Raw genomic sequence first — 22146 nt, forward strand, 5'->3', positions numbered from 1 at the left:
GTGCCGTCGGTAAAGGTACAAAAGGCTTGAAAGGCCGGATCCTCCTGCAGGATCCGGCCTTTTTTTTATCCGAAAATTGCAACGATCGACGATGGAGACACCATGATCACCCTACCGCAACAGGGAACCTGGCTCCCGGCGGACACCCAGACGCCCATCTCCCTGTACCTCACGCTGGTGCGGGACAAGCAGGGCTTCCTGCTGGAGAGCACCGAGGTCGACGGCCGCCTGGGCCGCTACAGCCTCATCGGCTGGGACTACCGGATGATCCTGTCCTGCGTGGACGGCAAGCTCGACGTGCAGAGCTACGACCCGCGCCTGCACCCGCTCAAGGAATTCAGCGGCCGGGAATACGTGCAGGGCCTGCGCGCCTGCCTGAACGAGCTTACCGTCACGGGCCCCGAGAACCTGGGCAAGCTCCCGGCCGTGACCAGGAGCGTGTGCGGCTACATGGCCTACAACATGGCCGGCATCTTCGAGCCGGCCCTGGCCGACCGGCTGCGGCCCGAGGAAGGGCGTTCCATCATGGTCCTGCCGGGCAAGGTCATCCTCTTCGACCACCTGCACCACCGCTGCTGCTACCTGACGCTGGATTCGACCACCAGCCTGAACGGCTGCCAGCGTCCGAGCACCCCGGCCCCGCCCATGGTCGGCGGCATCGCCACCACGCCGGGCCAGGATGAATTCCTGCGCCGGGTGGGCCGGGCCAAGGAGCTCATCACCGAGGGCGAGGCCATCCAGATCGTGCTCTCGACGCGCTTCTCCGCCCCCTTCACGGGCTCCCCCTTCGAGCTGTACCGCCGGCTGCGCCAGATCAACCCCTCGCCCTACACCTTCTTCATGTCCTTCGGAGAACTCACGATCATGGGCTCCTCGCCGGAACTGCTCATCCGCTGCGAAGATGGACTGCTCCAACTGCGCCCCATCGCTGGCACCCGCGTGCGCGGCGCCACCGAGGCCGAGGACCAGGAACTGGCCGAGGACCTGCTGGCCGACGAGAAGGAGCGGGCCGAGCACGTCATGCTCGTGGATTTGGGCCGAAACGATCTCGGCCGTATCGCCGCCCCCGGCACGGTACACGTCGACAGGTACATGCAAGTCGAGCGTTTCTCCCACGTCATGCACCTGACCTCCTACCTCTCGGCCCGCCTGGCCGAAGGGCTCGATGCCATCGACGTGCTGAAGGCCGGTTTCCCGGCCGGGACGGTTTCGGGCGCGCCCAAGATCCGGGCCATGCAGATCATCGCCGACGAGGAGAAGCTGGATCGCGGGCCCTACGCCGGCGGCATCGGCTGGATCGGCCTGGACCAGGGGCAGGTCAACCTCGACACGGGCATCACCATCCGCTCCCTGTGGGTCGAGAACGGCCAGATCCACTGGCAGGCGGGCGCGGGGCTGGTCTTCGACTCGGACCCCGAGAAGGAATGGCAGGAGTGTCACAACAAGGCCAGAGCGATTTTGAAGGCCATCACCAGCACCGGAGGCGGCGATGATTTTACTGATAGACAACTTTGACTCGTTTACTTTCAACCTGGTTCAGGTTTTCCAGTCTTTGGGCGCAAACCCCTTGGTGCTGCGTAACAACGAGCCGGAAATCCTGAACCTGGCCGAAAGCCCGGACCTGCGCGGCGCCATCCTCTCCCCCGGCCCAAGCCACCCGCGCAACACGGGGCTGTGCCTGCGGTTTCTCGACCTGGTGCCCCGGACCACGCCGATCCTTGGCGTCTGTCTCGGCCACCAGACCCTCTCGCACCACAGCGGCGTGACCGTTGGCCAGGCCAGACACATCATGCACGGCAAGACCTCGGACATCCGCCACGACGGGACCGGCCTCTTCGAAGGCGTGCCGAACCCCATGCAGATCGGCCGCTACCATTCCCTGGCCGTGCATGAGGACGGCCGCACGGACCTGCCCTTCGACATCACCGCCCGCACGGAAAACGGCGAAGTCATGGCCCTGGCCTTCCGGGACCGGCCATGGGTCGGCGTGCAGTTCCACCCCGAGTCCGTGCTCACGCCGGACGGCCCCAAGCTTCTCAAAAACTTCCTGAACATGTGCGACGCCAAGGAGTAAGCCATGAACACCATAAGCCACATCCTCGAACACCTGACCACGGGCGCGGACCTCTCCGCTCCCCAGGCCCGGGAGGCCTTCGACCTTCTGCTGACCGGCGAAGTCTCCCCGGTGCAGGCCGGGGCCTTCCTCATGGGCCTGCGCGCCAAGGGCGAGACCGCCGCCGAGCTCTCTGCCGCGGTGGACGCGGCCCTCGGCCAGGCCCGGCTCATCCCCGGCCTGTCGGGCAAGCGCATCGACACCTGCGGCACGGGCGGCGACGGCCAGCACAGCTTCAACTGCTCCACGGCCGTATCCTTCTTCCTGGCCGACATGGGCTACCAGGTCGTCAAGCACGGCAACCGCGCCGTGTCGAGCACGTGCGGCAGCGCCGACGTGGTCGAAGACCTGGGCTACCCGCTGGTCACGGACCCCGAGGCGGCGCGGGACGAACTGGCCAGGCGCAACTTCGTCTTCCTCTTCGCCCCGCACTTCCACCCGGCCTTCCGCCACGTGGGCCCGGTGCGGCAGCAGCTCGGCGTGCGGACCATCTTCAACCTCATGGGGCCGCTTTTGAACCCGGCCATGCCCACGCACCAGATCCTGGGCGTGCCGGACTTCCGCTTCGCGCCCATGATCGCCCAGGTCCTGGCCGGAAGAAAGGGCCTGGAGCGCGCGGCCATCGTCCACGGCGCAGGCGGCTTCGACGAGCTGACCCCCTGCGGTCCGGGGCAGGTCATCTTCGTCGAGCACGGCACGATCCGCGACGCGATCATTGACCCGGCCGACTTCGGGCTGGCGACCTGCGTGCCCCGGGACCTGGCCTGCGAAAACAAGGAGGAGGCCCTGAAGCTGCAACGCCGGGTCCTGGCCGGACAGGGACCGAAGTCCCTCCGGGACATGGTCACCCTGAACCTCGGCGTGGCCCTGCACCTGCTTGAAGACAATCTGCCCCTGGATATGGCCATGGATATGGCCCAGGCCAAGGTCGAACAGGGCCTGTCCAGCGGAGCGCTCCATGCTTGAAAAATTCCGGGCCGCCAAACAGGCCGAAATCGATGAGCTGAAGCGCCTACGCGACGCAGGATCCACGCACGCGACCTATGCCGGGCACAGACCGGGCTTCGGAACCGCCCTGACCGCCCCCGGTTCGTCCGGCATCATCGCCGAATACAAGCGCGCCTCCCCGTCCAAGGGCGACATCAACCTCGGCGTCCCGCCCCACGAGACGTGCGAAGGCTACGCCCGCGCCGGAGCCTGCGCCCTGTCCATCCTGACCGAGAGCCGCTACTTCAAGGGCGACCTGGCCTTCCTGGCCGAGGTCGCGCCCGTCGGCCTGCCGCTGCTGCGCAAGGACTTCATCGTCGACCCGCTGCAGGTGGAGGCTACGGCCGCCACGCCGGCCTCGGCCATCCTGCTCATCGTGCGCATGTTCGAGGACCAGGACGACCTGGCCTATCTGCACGGGCTTTGCGTCTCCCTGCGCCTCGAACCAGTCGTAGAGGTCTTCGACGAGCGGGACCTGGACCGGGCCAAGGAGCTCGGGGCGCGCATCATCCAGGTCAACAACCGCGACCTGGGCACCCTGGCCACGGACCTCGGCCGCTGTCTGGACATGGTGCGGCGCAAGAAGGAAGGTGAAATCTGGATCGGGGCCAGCGGCATATCGACCCCGGAACAGGTCCGCGAGCTTCGGTCCGCCGGGCTCGACGCCCTGCTCATCGGCACGGCCCTCATGCAACACGGCGACCCGGGCCGCGGGCTGGCCCAACTGGCGGGAGGACGGTCATGATCGTCAAGGTCTGCGGCATGACGCGTCCCGAGGATGTTGAATTCTGCGACGCCCTGGGCATTGACCTGCTGGGTTTCATCTTCCACGTCCCAAGCCCGCGGAACGTCGCTCCCGGCTGGGTCGCGACGCAGAAACCCAGGCAGGCCCTCAAGACCGGCGTCTTCGTGCGCCAAGGCGTGGATGAGATCGGCGGCATCGCCCGCGAGGCGGGACTCGACTTGCTTCAGCTCCATGGCGGGCACACGCGAGAGCAGTGCCGGGCCCTGGGGTCCGAAAGGGTCATCAAGGCCCTGTGGCCCAAGCGCTACGCCACGATCGAACTGCTGCTCGCGGACATGAAACTTTTCGCCCCGGTCTGCCGGGCCATCCTTCTGGACAGCGGCACCAGCGGCGGCGGCCACGGCACGAGCCTCGACCCTGCGGACCTGCGGCGTCTGAAGTGTCCTCACCCCTGGTATCTGGCCGGAGGCCTGGGACCGCACAATCTTGAAACCATGAAAACCACCGGCGCGGCCGGCTTCGACCTCAATTCCGCCGTGGAAAGCGCGCCAGGGATCAAGGACCACGAGAAAATCCGCCGCTCCGTCAACATATTGCGAGGAAAACCATGAGCAGAATATCCGACATGCTCCCCCGTCACTTCGGCCCCTACGGCGGCCGCTATGTGCCCGAGATGCTCATCCCGGCCCTGGAGGAACTTGAGCAGGGCTACCTGCGGTACAAGGACGACCCCGAGTTCACGGCCGAACTGGCCGACCTCTACCAGAACTACTGCGGCCGCCCCACACCCCTCTATTTCGCCAAGAACCTGACGCACGAACTGGGCGGCTGCAAGATCTACCTCAAGCTCGAAGGCCTGGCCCACACCGGCGCGCACAAGATCAACAACGCCCTCGGACAGGCCCTGCTGGCCAAGCGCCTGGGCAAGACCAAGGTCATCGCCGAGACGGGCGCGGGCCAGCACGGCTTGGCCTCGGCCACGGTGGCCGCGCGCTTCGGCCTTGAGTGCAAGGTCTTCATGGGCGAGGTGGACGTCCGCCGCCAGTACCCCAACGTCTACGCCATGAAACTTCTGGGCGCCGAGGTCGTGCCCGTGACCGACGGCACGAAGACCCTGAAGGACGCGGTCAACGCGACCCTCAAATACTGGATTCAGAATTTAAAGGACACGCACTACATCCTGGGTTCGGCCTTGGGGCCCTTCCCGTACCCGGTCATGGTCCGCGACTTCCAGTCCGTCATCGGCCGCGAGGTGCGCGCCCAGATCATGGAGCGCGAAGGCCGCCTGCCCGACCACCTGGTGGCCTGCGTGGGTGGGGGGTCCAACTCCATCGGCCTCTTCCACCCCTTCCTGGAGGAAGAGGGCATCCGCTTCCACGGCGCAGAAGCCGGTGGACGCGGACCGGCCGTGGGCGACAACGCGGCCCGGTTCGGCTCCACGCCCAAGGTCGGCATCGTGCAGGGCTACAAGAGCTACTTCCTGCAGAACGAGAGCGGCCAGTTGCAGGACACACACTCGGTCTCGGCCGGGCTCGACTACGCGGGCGTAGGGCCCGAGCTGGCCTGGCTCTACGACCGCAAGGTCATCGAGTTCGCGCCCATCACGGACGTGTTGGCTCTGGACGCCTTCAAACGGCTGACCCGGCTCGAAGGCATCATCCCGGCCTTGGAGTCGTCCCACGCCGTGGCCCGGGCCATGGAACTGGCCCCGACCCTGCCCAAGGACGAGATCATGGTCGTCAACATTTCGGGTCGCGGCGACAAGGACATCTTCATCACGGCTATGGAACTGGACCGCGACAACTGGATCGCTTTTTTGGAGAGCGAGGTGCGTCATGGAAAATAGAATCGACACGGCGCTCAAAGGCGCGCACGGCATCCAGCTCATGACCCACGTGGTGGCGGGCTACCCGAGCCTTGAGGCCAACGAGGAGCTGATCCGGCTCATGGCGAAGCGAGGGGTGAAACTCATCGAGATCCAGATACCTTTCACGGACCCTCTGGCCGACGGCCCGACCATCATGCGCGCCAACCAGGCCGCGCTGGACTCCGGCATCACACCCAAACACTGTTTCGAACTCTGCGAAAAACTGTCCCGGGAGTTGGATGTGGCCTTCATGTTCATGACCTACGCCAACATCCCCTTCGCCATGGGTCTGGAACGCTTTCTGGACAAGGCGGCCGCCAGCGGGGCCAGCGGCGTGATCCTGCCGGACCTGCCCTGGGACGAGGCTGACGGGGATTATGCGGACATGGCGCGCGAGCGCGGCCTGCACCCGGTCATGGTCATCTCGCCCGACACCGAAGGCCCGCGGCTGGACGCCGTCCTGAAACGCGCCTCGGGCCTGGTCTACACGACGCTGAAGGTCGGCATCACCGGAGCCGGCGCGGGCATGGACCAGGCCGGGGTCGATTATGTGCGGGGTCTGAAAACAAGGGCCGGTCTACCCATCGCCGCGGGGTTCGGCATCTCCAGACCCGAACACGTGCGCATGCTGGACGGCCTGGCCGACGCGGCCGTCATCGGCAGCCACATCATCAATCTGATGGATGACGGAGGATTGGCGGCCGTGGACGAATTCCTGGCGGCGTGTGCGAAAACATGATTGCACCAGACATGTGCGTGGGGGGAGGGCGGACCTACGTGCCCGCCCCCTGCATTTCATGCCATCACGGACCCGCCATTCATTTCCCAATTTTGCAAAATCCCACCCCGCACGAGACAACCGCCCCTCTCTTTGCTAGCAGAACGGGAAATCATCCTGTGGAGGATCCCCATGCCCGAATATCCCATCTTCAACTGCAAGAATTCCGACGACGTCATCAAGGCCGTGCGCGAGCATCGGGTCGAGCTGGTCCAGTTCTGGTTCGTGGACGTGCTGGGCACGCTGAAGAGCTTCCAGGTTCTGCCCGGGGAACTGGAGGCCGCCTTCGAGGAGGGCATGGGTTTCGACGGCTCGTCTCTGGAGGGATTTTGCAGAATTGAAGAAAGCGACATGATCGCCATTCCGGACCCGGCCACGTTCCAGCTGGTCACCTGGCGGCAGACCGCCGCGCCCATCGCGCGCATGTTCTGCGACATCCTGGAGCCAAGTGGGCAACCCTTCGCCGGGGACAGCCGCCATTGTCTGAAGCGCAACCTGCAGGCGGCCGCGAGCAAGGGCTACTCCTTCTATGTCGGCCCGGAGCTGGAGTTCTTCCTCTTCGAGAGCGCCACTTCGCCCAAGCCCCTGGACGCGGGCGGCTATTTCGACGCCCCGCCCCTGGACCTGGCCGGGGACATCCGCCGCGAAACCATCTCCTGCCTGCGCTCCATGGGCATCGGCGTCGAGTACGGCCACCACGAGGTCGCGCCCAGCCAGCACGAACTGGCCCTGCGTTACGCCGACGCCCTGAAGATGGCCGACACGGCCATCACCTACCGCGTCGTGGTCAAGGAGATCGCCCGCCAGAACGGCTGCTACGCGACCTTCATGCCCAAGCCCCTGTTCGGCGAGAACGGTAGCGGCATGCACGTCCACCAGTCCCTGTTCAAGAACGGCCGCAACCTCTTCTACGACGCCGACGGCGATCACCACCTGAGCCGCGAGGCCCGGGCGTACATCGCCGGACTCCTGCGCCACTGCAAGGAATTCACGGCCATCACCAACCAGTGGGTCAACTCCTACAAGCGGCTCGTGCCCGGCTTCGAGGCCCCGACAAACATCGCCTGGGCCCGCCGCAACCGCTCGACCCTGGTCCGCGTGCCCATGTACAAGCCCGGCAAGGAGGCCGCCACCCGCGTGGAACTGCGCTCCCCGGACCCGGCCTGCAACCCCTACCTGGCCTTCGCCTGCATGCTGGCCGCGGGCCTGAAGGGCATCGAGGAGAACTACGCTCTGCCTGCACCCGTGGAAGAGGACATCTACGTCATGTCCGCCGCCCAGCGCCGCGACCGCGGCATCGAGAGCCTGCCCGGAACCCTGGAGGCGGCCCTGGAGGCCATGGAAGGTAGCGCCCTCATCCGCGAAGCCCTGGGCGAGCACATCTTCACCAAGTTCGTCGAGAACAAGCACGTGGAATGGGACCAGTACCGCTCCCAGGTCACCAACTACGAACTGGAGCGCTACCTGCCCAGACTGTAGGGAAGGAGAGCCGGATCAGGACCCACCGCCAGGCGCAAGAAGCCGCGGCCCGGCACCCTTCGAGACAGGCTCCTCGCCCATCTGCCTGAGCATGTCCGCGACTGGCGTGCCCTCGGCGTTCGTGGCCTGCGGGTTGACCCGCAGGAGTTCCTGCCAGGCCTTGATGGCGCCGGCCTTGTCGCCCATATCGTGAAAGAGGACCACACCGGTGTTCATCCGGGCAGTCTCGTGGCCGGGGTCGATGGCAATGGCCTTGGCGAAGCATTCCAAGGCCTTCTGGTACTCGCCCAGGGAGCGGTGCATGACGCCCTTGTCCGTCAGGACATTGGGGTTGTTCGGGTTGATTTCCAGGGCCCGGCCATAGGCTTCGATGGATTTCTCGTGCTGGTGCGTGTCGAAGTAAAGGTTGCCGAGGGTTACCCAGGCCTTTTCGTCGCCGGGGTTCCTGGCCACCCGGTCGGCCTGGACCGCGATCTGGTCCGCCAGGTTGTTCACCTGCTGCGTCTGGACGGGCGCCTTCTCTGCGGTTGTATGCACCGCCGTCGTCAAAACGCCACCGATAAGTGCCCCAGCGATGAGAAAAACCACGCCATAGACCAGCGGGTTGTTTTTTTGGGCGGGCGGTGATGCGTCCTTTTTTCGGCTTTTCGCCATATCTCCTCCATGCAAAATTGGCTCACGGCGATGATACGCCACGGCCTCGCGCAAAGCATGATTCACGCCAACGGGAGAATCAAGGCGCCACGCGCCCTGATGCGGGCGCGCACGCATGAAAACGCGCAGCAACCTGCACAAGGCGGCCTTGACCTGTCGAAAAATGCACATCGAAAGTCAGCGCATGAGCAGCAGGCTCAGCGCCATGACGACCATGCCGCCCAGCAGGCCGAAGAGGCTGTCGTGCCCTTGGCCGTAGGCCCGGCTGGTGGGGAGGAGCTCGTCGAGACTGATGTAGACCATGATCCCGGCCACCCCGCCGAAGAGGATGCCCGTCAACTGCGGGGGCAGCACGCCACCGGGTCCGCCAGCGAAAAAGAGGATGGCCAGGTAGGCGATGCCCGCCCCGACGGGCTCGGCCAGACCGCTCAGAAAGGAATAGAGAAAGGCCTTCCGGCGCTTCCCGGTGGCGAAGTAGATGGGCACCGAGACGCTCACGCCCTCGGGGATGTTGTGCAGGGCGACGGCCACAGCGATGGCCACGCCCAGTTGCGGGTCCTGCAGGGCCGCCAGGAACGTGGCCAGACCTTCGGGAAGGTTGTGGATGCCGATGGCCAGGGCCGTGAAAAGGCCCATGCGCATGAGCTTCTTCTCGTAGCCGGGCAGGGGCTGGGCTGGGGCCGTGGACGGAGTGCGGCTGTTCTTGGTGATCTCCCACAGGGACGAACTTTTGCCGTGCACTTTGTCGGCCTCGGCCTCGGGGGGGATTTCGTGGGGGTTGGCCTCCTCGGGAATGAAATTGTCAATGAGGCCGATGACGAGCATCCCGCCGAAAAACGCCGCCGCATTGACCCAATGCCCGAGCGGATCACCGTAGTGGCCGACCAAAACGGCCTGCCCCTTGAAGAATATCTCCACGAAAGAGACGTAGAGCATCACCCCGGCCGAAAAACCCGTGGCCACGGACAGAAATCGGTAGCTGGAGAGCTTGGCCGTGAAGGCGATGATGCTGCCGATTCCCGTGGCCAGACCGGCGAAGGCCGTCAGGCCCAGGGCGAACCAGACTTCGGACATACGTGCTCCTTGGTGCGTCGGGGCGTGCGGGGCTTCAGTTCGGGATCATGATTCCGGATGGAATCGCATGCAGGCCGGAGCGCGGGCACAAGACGCCGCTCCGGCGGCAACGATTTTGCCGCACGGACGGGCTCAAACGTCGCGCGGAACCGCCGCTCCGGCAGTCTGATCAGGGTCCTTGGGCAAGGTCAGCAGAAACGTCGCGCCCTGTCCCGGACTCGTCTCCAGCAGGATGGAGCCTTTGAGCGTCTGGGTGACGAGATTATAGACGATGTTCATGCCGAGCCCCGTGCCTCCCGACCCGCGCTTGGTGGTGTAGAACGGGTCGTAGATGCGGTCCCGCTGCTCCTTGTCCATACCGACGCCGGTGTCCCGGTAGGACAGCGCCACGGCCTCGCCCACCGGCTCGACCTTGATGAAGATTTCCCCGGGCAGGCCGTCGGCGAAGCCGTGGATCAGGGAATTCATGACCAGATTCGTGAGGATCTGCATGACGGCCCCAGGATAGGAGTCCAAGACCAGGCCCTCGGGACAGTCCGTATGCACCTTGTGCGGGGTGCGCTTGAACTGCGGGCGCAGGCTGACCAATATCTGCTCCAGGTAGCTCTTCAGCTCGAAGGACCGTTTCTCCTCCGAGCTCTGGTCCGCGGCGACCTTCTTGAAACTCTGCACCAGCTCGGCGGCCCTCTCCAGGTTGGTCAGCACCGAGGCCGACGACTCCTCGGCCAGCGCGAGATATTTTTCCAGGTCCGAGCGCTTCATCTCCCCCCTCTCGTACAGGTCCCGAAGCTGGCGGGTCCGCTCGGCGAGAAAGGACGACGCGGTGACGCAGACCCCGATTGGGGTGTTGACCTCGTGGGCCACCCCGGCCACCAGATCGCCAAGTGCCGCCATCTTGGCCGAGTGGATCATCTCCTTCTGGGTGCGGTGCAGCTTGTCGAGGGATTCCTCCAGACTCTGCTGGTATTCGCGATTCTGGCGCAGCAGCCGGGCCCTGTCCAGGCAGGATTGCACCGAATGCACCAGGATGTTCATGTCCTGGATGGGCTTGATCAGGTAATCCCACGCCCCGCGGCGCAAGGCCTCGACCACGTCGCGGATGTCGCCCGCGCCGGACACGACCATGATGGGCGTTTCCGGGGCGATCTCCCTGACCTTGGCCAGAACCTGCAGCCCGTCCATGCGCGGCATGCGCAGGTCCACCATGACCATGTCCGGACGGTTCGCGGCAAAGACCTCAAGCCCCTCCTCGCCATCCCTCGCCTGCAGTACGGTGAACCCGAAATCCTCGAGGAAGTTGGCCAGGCTCTCGCGGACGAACTGGTCGTCGTCGATGCTCAGCACCACGGGTTGCGTTTCGGTAGTCATGAACCAGCCTCCGCCAGTTTCTGCCGGATGGCCCGCTCGAACACGGACATGTCCAGGACCGGCTTGAAAATCACCTCGCACTCCGTCAGTCCGATGGCGCGCAGTTCCGGGTCCAGCTGAAAGTCCGTGGAGCCCGTGTGGATAAGGAAACGAACGTCTGGCCGGAGCGCGTGGAGCGCCTTGATAAACTCGATCCCGTCCATGCCCCCGAGACGGATATCGACCACCGCCACGGCAACGGCCTCCAGACCGTCCATGGCGAGGGCCTCTTCGCCGCTCTCGGCCTGAAGGGTCGCAATACCGCAATCCTCCAGATACTCGCCCAGGCTCTCCCGGATGGTCGGCTCATCGTCCAGGAGGAGCACACTGCGGCCTGCCGCCCCCGCGGTCATCGCAGAGCCCCCTCAACGAGCTTGACGCCAGGAGTCAGCGGCAGGAGGACGATGAACGTCGTGCCCTGCCCCGGGATGGACTCCACCTCCATCTGGCCGCCGTGATTCTCCACGACGATGAAATACGATACCGACAGTCCCAACCCCGTCCCCTCACCCACCTTCTTGGTGGTGAAGAACGGCTCGAATATCCGTTTGCGCAGTTCTTCGGACATGCCAGGCCCGTTGTCCGCGATCTCGATGCGCACGGCATCGCCCGACGATCTGGCGCGCAGAACGAAACAGGCGTCGCCCTGCCGCGACGCCATGGCCTGTGCACCGTTGCGGATGAGGTTGAAAAAGACCTGCTGGATCTTGCTCTCCTCGCACGACACGAAAGGCAGATCGGCTTCGTACTCCCGGATGATCCGTATTCTGCGAAAATCGTACTGCCTTTTCAGGTCGTAGTCGTTGGCTGCCAGTTCCACGGTCCGGTCCAGCAGGGCGCAGATGTCCACCTTGGCCATCTCGACGTTGCTCTTGCGGCTGAAGGACAGCATGTTCTCGACGATGCGCGCGGCGCGCTGTCCGGACTCCATGATGGAATCCATCATGCGCAGGCAGCCCCGGCGGTCGAGGTAGGCGTGCAGGCTCTCCAGGTCGATCCCGACCTCCCCTGCCGCCGAGCTGTTGGCTGGCAAGTCCGGCGAGATGCGGTTGCGGATGACCTGCGCGTTCTGCAGGATGCCGGCCAGGGGGTTGTTGATCTCGTGGGCCATGCCTGCGGCCAGGCCGCCGATGGAAACCATCTTTTCGGACTGGATCATCATCTCCTCGAGGCGCACCCTCTCCGACACGTCGTCGATGCGCACCACGGCGCCCCGCACGCTGCCGGTCTCCAGAGGGTAGACCGTGACGTCCACGTACCCGACCACGTCGCCGTCCTTGCGGGGCACCTTGGCCTCCTTGACAGGGACGCCGCCCTTCATGGCGGCCATGATCTGCTCCGTGGTCAGCGGGGCCTCGGGATACACGTCGGCGAACTCCCTCCCCAGCGCGTCCTCGGCCGGTACGCCCGTCATGCGCGCGGCCGGCTGGTTCCACTGCGTGACACGCCCCTCCTCGTCCACGGCGATGAGGAGGGACGGCATGGAGTCAAGGATGTTGCGGATGTACCCTTCCGCCGCCTTGAGCTTCGCTTCCGCCTCCTCCTTCTGCCGGATGTCCCGCAGCAGGTTCTCGCGCATGGCGTTGAAGGCGTTGACCACGATGTCGATCTCGTCGGGCGTCCCGGAAGCCTTGTCGAGCACCAGGGGCTCCTGCAGCCTGTCGATGTTCAGCTCCGAGGTGTAGAGGGCCATCCTGCGCAGATGCCGGGTGACGAGCATGTGGACGATGGCCACGATAAGCACGGCCACGAGCATGAACTGCACGCCCTGGGTGACGACGATGACCAGGATCTTGTCCTTGATCCGGCCCAGGACAGCGCTTCTGTCCCCGGCCACGGTCAGGGTCCCTATCTCCTCGATACGATCGAAGGCCTGGTAGAGCAGGGGGAATTTGCGGATGACGAGAGTCTTCTCCTCCGCCTCCTGGCCGCGGAAGAACACCAGCCCGTCCGGGGTGACCACGCGGGCGTACTTCACGTCGCGCAGGTCGAGGATGCCTTCAAGCTGGGATATGACCTGCGCCTCGTCGAGATGCCAGAGGGAGCTTGTCAGGCTGGGCACGCGCGAGGAGCGGACCTGGTCGAGCTGCCCTTCGAGGACCTGCAGGTCCTTGCGGTAGTCGATGGTCAGCTGGATCATGGCCCCCAGGGCGGTGAAGAAGACGATGCCCAGCAATATCCTGATCAGAAGCCGGCGGCCAAGCCGCCCGGCCCCGTGCGATCTCAGATAGTGGGACAATAACGTCATCCGCGCACCTGTAGTCCTTTACGCAAAAATCGGCCGGGACATCCCGGCCATTTCCCTCAGGAATCTAAACACATCGCACGGGATTTGAAAAGCAAAACTCTATCCGGCGACAAACAGACGCATCAACTCGAAAAGGCCGAAAGGAGCACGATGAAGACAAGCGACGGCAGGAGGCTCGAAAGCCGGATGACGGTCAGCCCCAGCAGGTTGATGCCGATGCCCAGGATCAGGGTGCCGCCCGTGGCCGTGAGCTGGGCGATGAGGTAGTCCGAGAAGAGCCCCTGAAACGAGCCGGCAAAGATGGTCAAGAGCCCCTGATAGACGAGCACCGGAAGGGCGGAAAAGAGCACGCCGGACCCGTAGGTCGAGGCCAGGGCGATGGAGGCGAAGCCGTCCAGCAGGGCCTTGGTGAAGAGGATCGAATGGTCGCCGCGGATGCCTTCATCGAAGGATCCCAGAATGGCCATGGCCCCGATGCAGTAGATCAGCGATGCGTTGACCATGCCGTCCACAAAGCGGGTGTTGGAGGAGCGCACAAGTCCCTTGAGCTTGTCGGCCAGCCCGGCGAAGCGGTCCTCGAGGCTCAGGGCCTCGCCCACGACGCCGCCGATGAGGACGCTCAGCACCACGAGCAGCCCGTTCTTGCCCTGCAGGGCCATCTGCACGCCGATGACCAGGACGCACAGGCCCAGGCCCTGGAAAACGACCTGGCGCATCTTTTCCGGAAGGCGGCCGTGCAGCAGCAGACCCAACGCGCCACCGACCAGGATGGCCAGGGCGTTGATGACGGAACCGAGTGGGAAAACCATGACATGAACTCCGTGTGATGCGATGAAAAAAAACCGCCCCGTTCCATGACAGGGGAACGGAGCGGGGACATAGAAACGTCGGACGACTTCAGGATTTGCCAGACCCGCCAAGGGCGAAGCGTTCCAGCTTCTTCTTGTAGGCCACCACGCCGGAGGCCAGGCCCCTGGCCATGGAGGCCAGATACGCATCTGAACCGAGCTTGGCCGCCTCCTCGGGGTTGGTCAGGTAGCCGATCTCCACGAGAATGGACGGCATCCGCGCCCCGGTCAGCACGTAGAAGAACGCGCCCTTGGCCCCATGGCTCGCCAGCGGATACTTGGGACGCACGGCGCGCAACGTCTCCTGCTCGACCAGGGAGGCCATCTGGCGGGACTCGTTAATCTTGGAGTTGAGCATGAGATCCGAAAGAATGAACTGCATGTCGCTGATCTTTTTCGCCGAAACCCCGTTCTCCCTCGCCGCGACGCGCACGGCCTGCGCGTCGGTCGCCAGGTTCAGATAGTAGACCTCGAGGCCTTTGACCGAGGCGTCCTTGATGGCGTTGCAGTGCAGGGAAATGAAGAGGTCGGCGTTCTTGGCGTTGGCCATGGCCGTGCGCTCCTCGAGGGGTATGAACTTGTCGCCCGTGCGCGTGAAGTGCACCTCGAAGCCCTGCTGTTGCAGCTCGCGGCCCAAAATCCTGGCCATGCGCAGGTTGATGTCCTTCTCCTCGTGGCCGTTGGCCACGGCGCCTGGGTCCTTGCCGCCGTGCCCGGCGTCGATCATGATCGTGCGGACCTTGAGGCCGAGTTGTTCGACCAGGGAGCCGGCGTATTTCTTCTGCTTGGGCGAGACATCGATCTGCGGGGACTCCTCCTTTGCCTCCGCGACCGGCGCCGGAGAAACGGACTGCTTTCCGCTTTTGGCCTGTTTCTGCGCCGTGGCCGGCTCGGAAGCCGGCTTCGCTGCGAGCACATCGTTCTTAGCCGCACGTTTGGCCTCCAGTTCGGCCAGTGCCTGCTGCACGTGATCGACTTCGGCCCCCTGCTTTCCGAGAGCCCCATCCGCCTGAGCCGCCGCGGCGTCCTTGGCTCGCACCCCGTTTCCGCCGGTGGCATAGATGTCGAGCACCACCCGATAGGGTTCCGGCAGGGTGAAGACCCGGTAATGATCCATCTGCATGAGGTCGAACGTGATCAGCGCGGCGCCTGTTGAATCCGGGCTGACCAGAATCTGCGACAGGATGCCGTCGTCGACGGTCCGTTCGGGCATGACGTCGGCCGCGATATCGGTCCGCTGCAGGGTGATCTGCAATTGCTTGTTGCCGTTCTTGGCCTTTTCGACCAAGGCGCGCTCGTACTTCACGTCGCCCGCCATATCCATGACCACGCGCGTGTAGTCGCTGCTCGACCAGTGCCGGATGCCCAGAAGAGTCGACTCTCCCTTGGCTGGAACGGCTTTGGTCGCCGACGCCGGGGCGGGCTTGGACGAGGGCGCAGGGGCGGGAGCGCCGGCCTGGGACGTGGACGGGGATACGGGCTGTTTCGGCGCGGCCTGAGCTGGCGCCGCGCCGGCCATCTGCGCCAGCATCTCGCGGGCCCTCGGCGCCATGTCGCCTTTGGGGTATGCCGCTGCGACGCCCTTGAAAAACCCTTCGGCCTGGACCGGATCCTTGGTCAGTTCCAGCCAGACCATCCCCTTGCGGAACATCGCGTCATCAGCCCAGCCATGCTTCGGGAAGGCCTTGAGCAGCCGGTCGTAGGCTTCCAGGGCGCTCGTGCGATCGGCCTTGGCGAACGAACGTCGGGCCAGTTCCTCGAAGGAGCGCCCCAGAAAAAACATGCACTTCGGCGCATACGCCCCTTTGGGCTCCGCCGCCAGGGATTGCTCGAAATGGTTCATGACCGCGAGCCACTCGGCCCGCAGGCCCGCCCGCTTCTCGTTCCCCACGAGCGAGTTGAAGGCGCTCACCCCGCGGGCATAGTCGTCCTTTGCCGCAGCCGAAACGGCCACGGCGAACCCGAGGACCAGTACGGCCGTCAAAACTGCTTTCAACGCAAAACGCACGAAGATCACTACTCCACGGTCACGCTTTTGGCCAGGTTCCGGGGCTGGTCCACATCCTTGCCCAAGTACACGGCCATTTCATAGGCGAAAAGCTGCACTGCCGGCAGCACCAGAAAACTCTTGAGCGGCCCCCAGACCTCGGGCAGCACCCACGGGTCTTCGACGGCCGGGGCTGCGCCCGGGTTGACCAGGGCAATGATGCGCCCGCCCCTGGCCTGCACTTCCTGCAGGTTCGAGGCCACCTTCTGCAGCAGCTCGTCGCCCAGGGCCATGGCGAAGGTCGGGAAGTGCGGGTCAATGAGGGCGATGGGCCCGTGCTTCATCTCGCCGGCGGCGTAGCCTTCGGCGTGGATGTAGGAAATCTCCTTGAGCTTGAGGGCGCCCTCCAGGGCCATGGGGAAATTCTGGCCGCGGCCGAGGAAGAAGAAACTCTTCGCGTCGGAATATTCCTGGCTCAGGCTCCTGGCCTTTTCGCGGATGGCCGGCAGTTCGGTCCCGAGGCGATCGGGCAGCTGCGGCAGGTCGGCCAGGCAGCGCTCCAGGACGCCCTCGGGGAGAGAGCCTTTGCGTACGCCCCAGGACAGGGTCATGAGCAGCAGCAGGACCATCTGGCTGCACATGGCCTTGGTCGAGGCCACGCTGATCTCGGGCCCGGCCTGGGTGTAGACGACCTGGTCGGACTCGCGGGCGATGGACGACCCGACCACGTTGCACAGGCCCAGGATCGGCACGCCGACTTCGCGGGCGATGCGGATGGCGGCCAGGGTGTCGGCCGTCTCGCCCGACTGGCTGATGGTCAGGACCAGGTCGCCGGGCAGGAAGACGCTGTCGCGGTAACGGAACTCCGAGGCGATCTCGACCTGCACGGGGATGCGCGCCCAGGATTCGAGGAGGTACTTGGCCCACAGTCCCGCGTGGTACGATGTGCCGCAGGCCACGATGGTCAGGCGGCCCGGAACCTCCAGGGCGTCGAGCTCCGGCAGCACCACCCGGCCCTTCTGGATGCGGCCGGCCAGACAGTCGCGGATGACCTTGGGCTGCTCGAAGATCTCCTTGAGCATAAAATGCTTGTAGCCATCCTTCTGGGCGGCCTGAACGTCCCAGGAGATGTGCTTGACCTCCTTGGCCTTGGGTTTGAGGGTCACGGCGTCGAAGACCTGCCACGAACCGGCGTCGATCTCCACCAGTTCGCCGTTGTCCAGGAAGACCACCTCGCGGGTGTAGGGCAAAAAGGCCGGGATGTCCGAGGCCAGGAAATTCTCGCCCGTGCCGATGCCCATCAGGAGCGGGCTGGCCTTGCGGCTGGCCCAGATCTTCCCGGGGTGCTCGCGCGACAGCAGGGCGAAGGCGTAGGCGCCGTCGACCTGCGACAACGCCCAAGAGATGCCCTGGCGCACGTCGCCGGTCAGCTGCACGCCCTTGGCGATGACGTGGACCAGGACCTCGGTGTCCGTTTCGGAATGAAAGACGTGGCCTTCGGCCACCAGCTCGGCCTTGAGCTCGGCGTAGTTCTCGATAATGCCGTTGTGGACCAGGGCGAAGCGCCTGTCGCCGTCCATGTGCGGATGGGCGTTGCGCTCCACGGGCAGGCCGTGGGTGGCCCAGCGGGTATGGCCGATGCCGCAGACCGAGGAGGCCGTGTCCAGGCCCGCGATCTTGCAGTCCAGGGCGCCGAGCTTGCCCTCGGCGCGGATGACATGCAGGCCCTGCGGTTCCTCGTAGGCCACGCCGGCCGAGTCGTAGCCGCGGTATTCAAGTCGGCGAAGGCCCTCGACAATGGCCGGGATGGCCGGACGATGTCCCGTGTACCCGATGATTCCGCACATGCTATTTCTCCATCTCGGCTTGCGCCCGTTTCCAGAATTCCGGCCAGGCCACGAGCAGGTCGCGCAGGGCCAGCCCCCGGTGGCTGCGGGCGTTCTTGACCGACGCGTCCATCTGCGCGGCCGTCAGGCCCAGCTCCTCGTCGAAAAACACGGGGTCGTAGCCGAACCCCTTGTCGCCGGCCGGGGCATGGGTCACCCGGCCCTGCCACGCCCCGCGGCCGACCAGCTCCAGCCCGCCTGGCGTGACGGCCAGCATGACGCAGGCGAAGTGGCAGCCGCGCCACGGGTCCGGCACGTCCTTCAGGGCCTCCAGCAGCTTGACCACGTTTTTTTCATCCGTGGCGTCCTCGCCGCTGTAGCGCGCCGAATAGACGCCGGGGGCCCCGTTCAGGGCGTCCACGGCCAGGCCAGAATCATCGGCCACGGCCACCAGACCCGTGGCCCTGGCCACGGCCACGGCCTTGATGCGGGCGTTGTCCTCGAAGGTCTCGCCCGTCTCGGGGATATCCCCGATGTCCGGAAAATCCTTGAGCCCCAGCACCGTCATGTCCGGCTGCAGTTCCTTCAGCATGGCCGACAGTTCGCGGACCTTGCCCGCATTGCCCGTGGCCAGAACGATCGTGTTCATCGCATTGTCCCGTCGCTTATTCAAGATCATAGATTTCAAAGGAAAAGGAGGTCAGGTCCGCATGCAGCATGCGCCCGGCCAGGGCCAGTTCGCCGTGCAGCAGATAGCGTGACGTCTCGGCGGCCATGAGCGCCGCAGCCAGCGAAACCGCCGGGGCCAGGCTACCCAGGGCGTGCTCGGCGTCGGGGGCCGCCGCATCGCCCCACATAAGCGAGATGCCGCGCTTTTCGGCCGTCTCGCTGCCGACCACCGCGGTCCAGCCGGCCACGGCCCCGGCCACCACCGGGATGCCGCGCTCCAGGGCCGCGTCGTGCAGGGCCATGCGCGGGGCTATGCCGCCCAGAGCGTCCACCACCACGTCCACGCCTTGCAGGGCCTGAGACAGGTTGTCGCGGTCCAGAAACATCTCTAACGCCCGCACCTCGACCAGCGGCGAGATGCGGGCGGCCCGCTCGGCGCCCACGCGCGCCTTGTTGCGGCCCAGATCGTCCACGGACGCGAGAAGCTGGCGGTTGAGGTTCGATTCCTCGAACACGTCGCCGTCGGCCACGTCGATACGCCCCACGCCGAAACGCGCCAGAAGTTCGAGCACGTAGCCCCCGAGGCCACCGGCGCCCACGAGCAGCACCGAGGACTCCAGAAGTCGCGCCTGACCCTGCGGCTCAACGCCGTGCAGACATTTGAGCAGGGGTACGGGCGCCACCCCGTGCGACACGCAACGCAGGGCGCCCTCGCGCAGGGGCAGGCCTTCGCGGGCGCACAGAGATTTCAGCTCGGGCAAAGATACCGTGCGGACCTTGCGCTGCTCGTCGTACCCGCAGATCCGCGCCAGTTCCTGGGCAAAGGAGGAACTCATCCCCCGCCCACCGCAGGAAAGATGCCCAACTGGTCGCCGTCGGCCAGAACCGCGTCCATTTCCGCATGCTTGCTGTTCACGAAGACCAGCTTCACATCGTCCGGGGCAAGCCCGAGAGCCGTCAGCGCGTTCTCCACGGTGCCGCCGGCGGAAAGCGTCAGAACCCCGCCTTCGGGGGTGTGGTCACTCAAGGTGGCGAAACATTTGATGCGTACCTGCATGGTCATCCCTGGTGCCGGCATCGCCCCGGGGCTGCCGACCGTTTTCCGGGTTGCGTTTCCGGAGGGCCGCAAGCTTGGCGCGTCCTCCGAAAATATCGGGACATCTTTGCGGACCGCGGGTTCCGAGTCAATAGACCAAAACGCGGGAAAGCGCGCCCCGGAAGCCGCGTCAGCGCCCTTTCCCGAACCTGGACGGAAGCGTCTATTCCAGGACGATCTCCACCCTCTGCCCCGGCACGTTGCCCTTGAGTTCCGTCAGGAGCCCGCGAATGGTGTTCGTCACGAGCCGGTCTACGAAGGGGTTCAAAGCCAGGCGCTGCCCCCCCACCCGCACCACGAGTTTGGCGTTCATGGCTTCGCAGGCCCGGGGCTCGGCCGTGCCGGCCACGATCTCCCGGGCCAGTTCATGGCAGGAGTCGCGGCCGCAGGCCCCGCAGTCGAGGCCGGGCAGGGTGAAGGCGCGGCTCTCGGCCAGGGTGGCCAGCTCGGCCACGGACGAAACCTGCGGCACGCCGGGCAGGGAGCCGGATCCCCAGGTGGCCAGGGCCAGGCCCTGACCCAGGCCGGACTCGTCCTCGGCCGCGCCCAGGGTCACGAACCGGGGCAGCCAGGTCAGGGACTTGCCGCCCTCGACCAGCACGATATCGGATCCCAGCAGCGGAAAGATGTCCTGCAGTTGCCGGGCGGAATTCCAGAGCAGCGTCGTTGTTTTCGGCCCGATGCCCGCCACGCTGACGCATTCCTGCGCGAACCTGGCCGTATCGGTCCCGTCCAGATCCAATCCGTGATGCGTGAACTTCACGGCGGCGACCTTGCGCCCCCGCGCGGTCAACTCCCGGGCGAGTTCGAGGACAAGACTTGTTTTGCCCGTTTTCTTGAACCCCACCACAGATACGGCCTTGAACATCGCTCCTCCGTCTTTGACAATCGATCGTTCATAAACTAACCAGTGCTGTTTCGCAGCGTCGCGCCCGCCTTGAACACTGCCGGCCATTTCCGGGAAAGCGGCGCGCTCTTCCATCCCAAATTCGCCAAGGACACATATATTTCTATGTCTAAAATTCAGAAAATTAAAGGCTTTTCTGACCTCTTCAGCCCGGAGAGCGCCGTCCACACGCACATGGAGAACCTGGCCCGCGAGGTCTTCGCCACGTACGGCTGCCAGGAAGTGCGCGTGCCCATCCTGGAGAAGACCGAACTCTTCGCCCGCTCCATCGGCGAGGAAACCGACGTGGTGCAGAAGGAGATGTACACCTTCGCCGACCGCAAGGGCCGGTCCCTGACCATGCGCCCCGAGGCCACGGCCGGGGTGCTGCGCGCCTTCATCGAGTCCGGCATGTACGCGTCCGAAGGGTCGACCAAGCTCTTCGCCTGCGGCCCCATGTTCCGCTACGAGCGCCCCCAGAAAGGCCGGCTGCGCCAGTTCCACCAGCTCGACGTCGAGGTGCTCGGCACCGACGCGCCCCAGGCCGACGCCGAGGTCGTGCTTATGCTCTGGACCTTCCTGACCAAGCTGGGCCTCAAGAACCTGGCCCTGGAGCTCAACTCCCTGGGCTGCCCCGAGTGCCGCCCGGTCTTCCACCAGCGCCTGCGCGACTTCCTGGCCGGCGTGGACCAGTCGGCCCTGTGCGAGGACTGCCGCCGCCGCGCCGAGACCAACCCCCTGCGCGTGCTGGACTGCAAGGTCCCGGCCTGCAAGGAGCTGGTCGCCGGCGCGCCGAGCATCGCCGAATCCCTGTGTCCGGGCTGCGCCGAGCATTTCGCCCAGGTCCGCGAGATCCTGGACAGCGCGAAGCTCCCCTACCGCCTGAACGACCGGCTGGTGCGCGGCCTGGACTATTACCAGCGCACGACCTTCGAGGTCGTCTCCGGCGAGATCGGCTCCCAGAGCGCCGTGGCCGGCGGCGGCCGCTACGACGGCCTCATCAAACAGCTCGGCGGCCCGGACCTGCCGGGCATCGGCTTCGCCTGCGGCATGGAGCGCCTGGCCCTCTTGTACGGCGAGGCCCAGACCCCGGCCCCGGACTTCTACCTGGCCGTGCTGGATTCCCGCGCCCTGAACACCGCCCTGCTCCTGGCCCAGCGTCTGCGCGAACGGGGCTTCGCCGGCGAGGTGTCCTTCGAGGCCAGAAGCATCAAGGCCCAGATGCGCCAGGCCAACAAGCTCGGCGTCAAGACCTGCCTGATCCTGGGCCAAGACGAGATGGACAAGGGCCAGATCGTGGTCAAGGACATGGCCACGGGCGTACAGAAGACCATCGGACAGGACGACCTGGAGCAGGCCCTGGGCTTCCGCAAGCCCTAGGCCGGCCGCTGAAAACTCGAAATGCGCAGGCCGTTCAAAACGGCGGCCTGCCAGGCCTTTACACCCCGAATTTGCAGCTTATGGTACCCAAGCGAGGAACAT

Annotated in this window: 21 protein-coding genes; 9 read left to right on the forward strand and 12 right to left on the reverse strand. The window is 65.4% G+C overall.

From position 1 onward, the window contains the following. The first annotated feature begins 102 nt into the window (after positions 1 to 102). The 8 genes from G394_RS0111830 to G394_RS0111865 all read left to right on the forward strand — a co-directional run bounded on the left by G394_RS0111830 (position 103) and on the right by G394_RS0111865 (position 7969). Positions 103 to 1515: an anthranilate synthase component I family protein gene (locus G394_RS0111830; RefSeq protein WP_028577828.1), complete on the forward strand. Its 1413-nt coding sequence runs from the start codon at positions 103 to 105 to the stop codon at positions 1513 to 1515. Then, positions 1490 to 2074, forward strand: a complete 585-nt coding sequence (locus G394_RS0111835; RefSeq protein WP_028577829.1) for an anthranilate synthase component II — start codon at positions 1490 to 1492, stop codon at positions 2072 to 2074. The genes G394_RS0111830 and G394_RS0111835 overlap by 26 nt, the downstream gene beginning before the upstream one ends. A 3-nt stretch (positions 2075 to 2077) precedes the next feature. Further along, positions 2078 to 3079: an anthranilate phosphoribosyltransferase gene (gene trpD, locus G394_RS0111840; protein ID WP_028577830.1), complete on the forward strand. Its 1002-nt coding sequence runs from the start codon at positions 2078 to 2080 to the stop codon at positions 3077 to 3079. Then, a complete protein-coding gene (locus G394_RS0111845; RefSeq protein ID WP_028577831.1) occupies positions 3072 to 3845 on the forward strand; it encodes an indole-3-glycerol phosphate synthase TrpC in 774 nt (257 codons plus the stop codon). The genes trpD and G394_RS0111845 overlap by 8 nt, the downstream gene beginning before the upstream one ends. After that, complete coding sequence (locus G394_RS0111850) at positions 3842 to 4456, forward strand: phosphoribosylanthranilate isomerase (RefSeq protein WP_043775722.1); 615 nt, start codon at positions 3842 to 3844, stop codon at positions 4454 to 4456. Before G394_RS0111845 ends, G394_RS0111850 begins: the two co-directional genes overlap by 4 nt. Beyond that, complete coding sequence (gene trpB, locus G394_RS0111855) at positions 4453 to 5691, forward strand: tryptophan synthase subunit beta (RefSeq protein ID WP_028577833.1); 1239 nt, start codon at positions 4453 to 4455, stop codon at positions 5689 to 5691. The genes G394_RS0111850 and trpB overlap by 4 nt, the downstream gene beginning before the upstream one ends. Then, positions 5681 to 6451 carry a tryptophan synthase subunit alpha gene (gene trpA / locus G394_RS0111860; RefSeq protein WP_051307151.1) on the forward strand — a complete coding sequence of 257 codons (771 nt, stop codon included), beginning with the start codon at positions 5681 to 5683 and terminating at the stop codon, positions 6449 to 6451. The genes trpB and trpA overlap by 11 nt, the downstream gene beginning before the upstream one ends. 171 nt (positions 6452 to 6622) lie before the next feature. Next, on the forward strand, positions 6623 to 7969 hold the full coding sequence (locus G394_RS0111865; RefSeq protein ID WP_028577835.1) for a glutamine synthetase family protein: 1347 nt from the start codon (positions 6623 to 6625) through the stop codon (positions 7967 to 7969). A gap of 15 nt (positions 7970 to 7984) precedes the next feature. Here the strand turns inward: G394_RS0111865 and G394_RS20295 are convergent, their stop codons facing one another. The 12 genes from G394_RS20295 to G394_RS0111925 all read right to left on the reverse strand — a co-directional run bounded on the left by G394_RS20295 (position 7985) and on the right by G394_RS0111925 (position 20646). Next, positions 7985 to 8506: a tetratricopeptide repeat protein gene (locus tag G394_RS20295; protein ID WP_245578327.1), complete on the reverse strand. Its 522-nt coding sequence runs from the start codon at positions 8504 to 8506 to the stop codon at positions 7985 to 7987. Between the two features lie 294 nt (positions 8507 to 8800). Continuing rightward, positions 8801 to 9697: a zinc transporter ZupT gene (gene zupT, locus G394_RS0111875; RefSeq protein ID WP_028577836.1), complete on the reverse strand. Its 897-nt coding sequence runs from the start codon at positions 9695 to 9697 to the stop codon at positions 8801 to 8803. A gap of 132 nt (positions 9698 to 9829) precedes the next feature. After that, positions 9830 to 11065: a sensor histidine kinase gene (locus tag G394_RS0111880; RefSeq protein WP_028577837.1), complete on the reverse strand. Its 1236-nt coding sequence runs from the start codon at positions 11063 to 11065 to the stop codon at positions 9830 to 9832. Continuing rightward, the gene (locus G394_RS0111885) at positions 11062 to 11457 is read right to left on the reverse strand and encodes a response regulator (protein ID WP_028577838.1); all 396 of its coding nucleotides are present in this window, start codon (positions 11455 to 11457) and stop codon (positions 11062 to 11064) included. Before G394_RS0111885 ends, G394_RS0111880 begins: the two co-directional genes overlap by 4 nt. Next, on the reverse strand, positions 11454 to 13343 hold the full coding sequence (locus tag G394_RS20300) for an ATP-binding protein (protein ID WP_169725558.1): 1890 nt from the start codon (positions 13341 to 13343) through the stop codon (positions 11454 to 11456). Before G394_RS20300 ends, G394_RS0111885 begins: the two co-directional genes overlap by 4 nt. 131 nt (positions 13344 to 13474) lie before the next feature. Next, positions 13475 to 14161 carry a DUF554 domain-containing protein gene (locus G394_RS0111895; RefSeq protein ID WP_028577839.1) on the reverse strand — a complete coding sequence of 229 codons (687 nt, stop codon included), beginning with the start codon at positions 14159 to 14161 and terminating at the stop codon, positions 13475 to 13477. A gap of 88 nt (positions 14162 to 14249) precedes the next feature. Beyond that, on the reverse strand, positions 14250 to 16208 hold the full coding sequence (locus G394_RS21530) for an N-acetylmuramoyl-L-alanine amidase (protein WP_028577840.1): 1959 nt from the start codon (positions 16206 to 16208) through the stop codon (positions 14250 to 14252). Positions 16209 to 16216: 8 nt separating this feature from the next. Next, positions 16217 to 18034 (reverse strand): glutamine--fructose-6-phosphate transaminase (isomerizing), encoded by a 1818-nt coding sequence (gene glmS, locus G394_RS0111905; RefSeq protein ID WP_028577841.1) that lies wholly within the window; start codon positions 18032 to 18034, stop codon positions 16217 to 16219. Between the two features lies 1 nt (position 18035). Then, positions 18036 to 18662: an RdgB/HAM1 family non-canonical purine NTP pyrophosphatase gene (gene rdgB / locus G394_RS0111910; RefSeq protein ID WP_028577842.1), complete on the reverse strand. Its 627-nt coding sequence runs from the start codon at positions 18660 to 18662 to the stop codon at positions 18036 to 18038. Between the two features lie 16 nt (positions 18663 to 18678). After that, the gene (locus tag G394_RS19035) at positions 18679 to 19518 is read right to left on the reverse strand and encodes a HesA/MoeB/ThiF family protein (protein WP_051307155.1); all 840 of its coding nucleotides are present in this window, start codon (positions 19516 to 19518) and stop codon (positions 18679 to 18681) included. Next, complete coding sequence (locus tag G394_RS0111920; protein WP_028577843.1) at positions 19515 to 19739, reverse strand: MoaD/ThiS family protein; 225 nt, start codon at positions 19737 to 19739, stop codon at positions 19515 to 19517. The genes G394_RS19035 and G394_RS0111920 overlap by 4 nt, the downstream gene beginning before the upstream one ends. Positions 19740 to 19941: 202 nt before the next feature. Continuing rightward, the gene (locus tag G394_RS0111925; protein ID WP_028577844.1) at positions 19942 to 20646 is read right to left on the reverse strand and encodes a molybdopterin-guanine dinucleotide biosynthesis protein MobB; all 705 of its coding nucleotides are present in this window, start codon (positions 20644 to 20646) and stop codon (positions 19942 to 19944) included. A 144-nt stretch (positions 20647 to 20790) separates the two neighbouring features. Here G394_RS0111925 and hisS point away from each other — a divergent pair, with 144 nt between their 5' ends. Continuing rightward, the gene (gene hisS, locus G394_RS0111930; protein WP_028577845.1) at positions 20791 to 22044 is read left to right on the forward strand and encodes a histidine--tRNA ligase; all 1254 of its coding nucleotides are present in this window, start codon (positions 20791 to 20793) and stop codon (positions 22042 to 22044) included. Positions 22045 to 22146: the final 102 nt, after the last annotated feature.

This window comes from Desulfomicrobium escambiense DSM 10707, from assembly GCF_000428825.1.
GTDB classification, from domain to species: domain Bacteria; phylum Desulfobacterota; class Desulfovibrionia; order Desulfovibrionales; family Desulfomicrobiaceae; genus Desulfomicrobium; species Desulfomicrobium escambiense.

Bases quoted from the DNA above. Each gene is read 5' to 3' on its own strand.
- trpA (WP_051307151.1), top strand. From the start codon at position 5,681: ATGGAAAATAGAATCGACACGGCGCTCAAAGGCGCGCACGGCATCCAG.
- hisS (WP_028577845.1), top strand. From the start codon at position 20,791: ATGTCTAAAATTCAGAAAATTAAAGGCTTTTCTGACCTCTTCAGCCCG.
- G394_RS19035 (WP_051307155.1), bottom strand. From the start codon at position 19,518: ATGAGTTCCTCCTTTGCCCAGGAACTGGCGCGGATCTGCGGGTACGAC.
- G394_RS0111885 (WP_028577838.1), bottom strand. From the start codon at position 11,457: ATGACCGCGGGGGCGGCAGGCCGCAGTGTGCTCCTCCTGGACGATGAG.
- G394_RS0111830 (WP_028577828.1), top strand. From the start codon at position 103: ATGATCACCCTACCGCAACAGGGAACCTGGCTCCCGGCGGACACCCAG.
- trpD (WP_028577830.1), top strand. From the start codon at position 2,078: ATGAACACCATAAGCCACATCCTCGAACACCTGACCACGGGCGCGGAC.
- G394_RS0111845 (WP_028577831.1), top strand. From the start codon at position 3,072: ATGCTTGAAAAATTCCGGGCCGCCAAACAGGCCGAAATCGATGAGCTG.
- G394_RS0111925 (WP_028577844.1), bottom strand. From the start codon at position 20,646: ATGTTCAAGGCCGTATCTGTGGTGGGGTTCAAGAAAACGGGCAAAACA.
- zupT (WP_028577836.1), bottom strand. From the start codon at position 9,697: ATGTCCGAAGTCTGGTTCGCCCTGGGCCTGACGGCCTTCGCCGGTCTG.
- G394_RS0111880 (WP_028577837.1), bottom strand. From the start codon at position 11,065: ATGACTACCGAAACGCAACCCGTGGTGCTGAGCATCGACGACGACCAG.
- G394_RS0111835 (WP_028577829.1), top strand. From the start codon at position 1,490: ATGATTTTACTGATAGACAACTTTGACTCGTTTACTTTCAACCTGGTT.
- G394_RS0111865 (WP_028577835.1), top strand. From the start codon at position 6,623: ATGCCCGAATATCCCATCTTCAACTGCAAGAATTCCGACGACGTCATC.
- G394_RS0111920 (WP_028577843.1), bottom strand. From the start codon at position 19,739: ATGCAGGTACGCATCAAATGTTTCGCCACCTTGAGTGACCACACCCCC.
- G394_RS0111850 (WP_043775722.1), top strand. From the start codon at position 3,842: ATGATCGTCAAGGTCTGCGGCATGACGCGTCCCGAGGATGTTGAATTC.
- G394_RS0111895 (WP_028577839.1), bottom strand. From the start codon at position 14,161: ATGGTTTTCCCACTCGGTTCCGTCATCAACGCCCTGGCCATCCTGGTC.
- trpB (WP_028577833.1), top strand. From the start codon at position 4,453: ATGAGCAGAATATCCGACATGCTCCCCCGTCACTTCGGCCCCTACGGC.
- rdgB (WP_028577842.1), bottom strand. From the start codon at position 18,662: ATGAACACGATCGTTCTGGCCACGGGCAATGCGGGCAAGGTCCGCGAA.
- glmS (WP_028577841.1), bottom strand. From the start codon at position 18,034: ATGTGCGGAATCATCGGGTACACGGGACATCGTCCGGCCATCCCGGCC.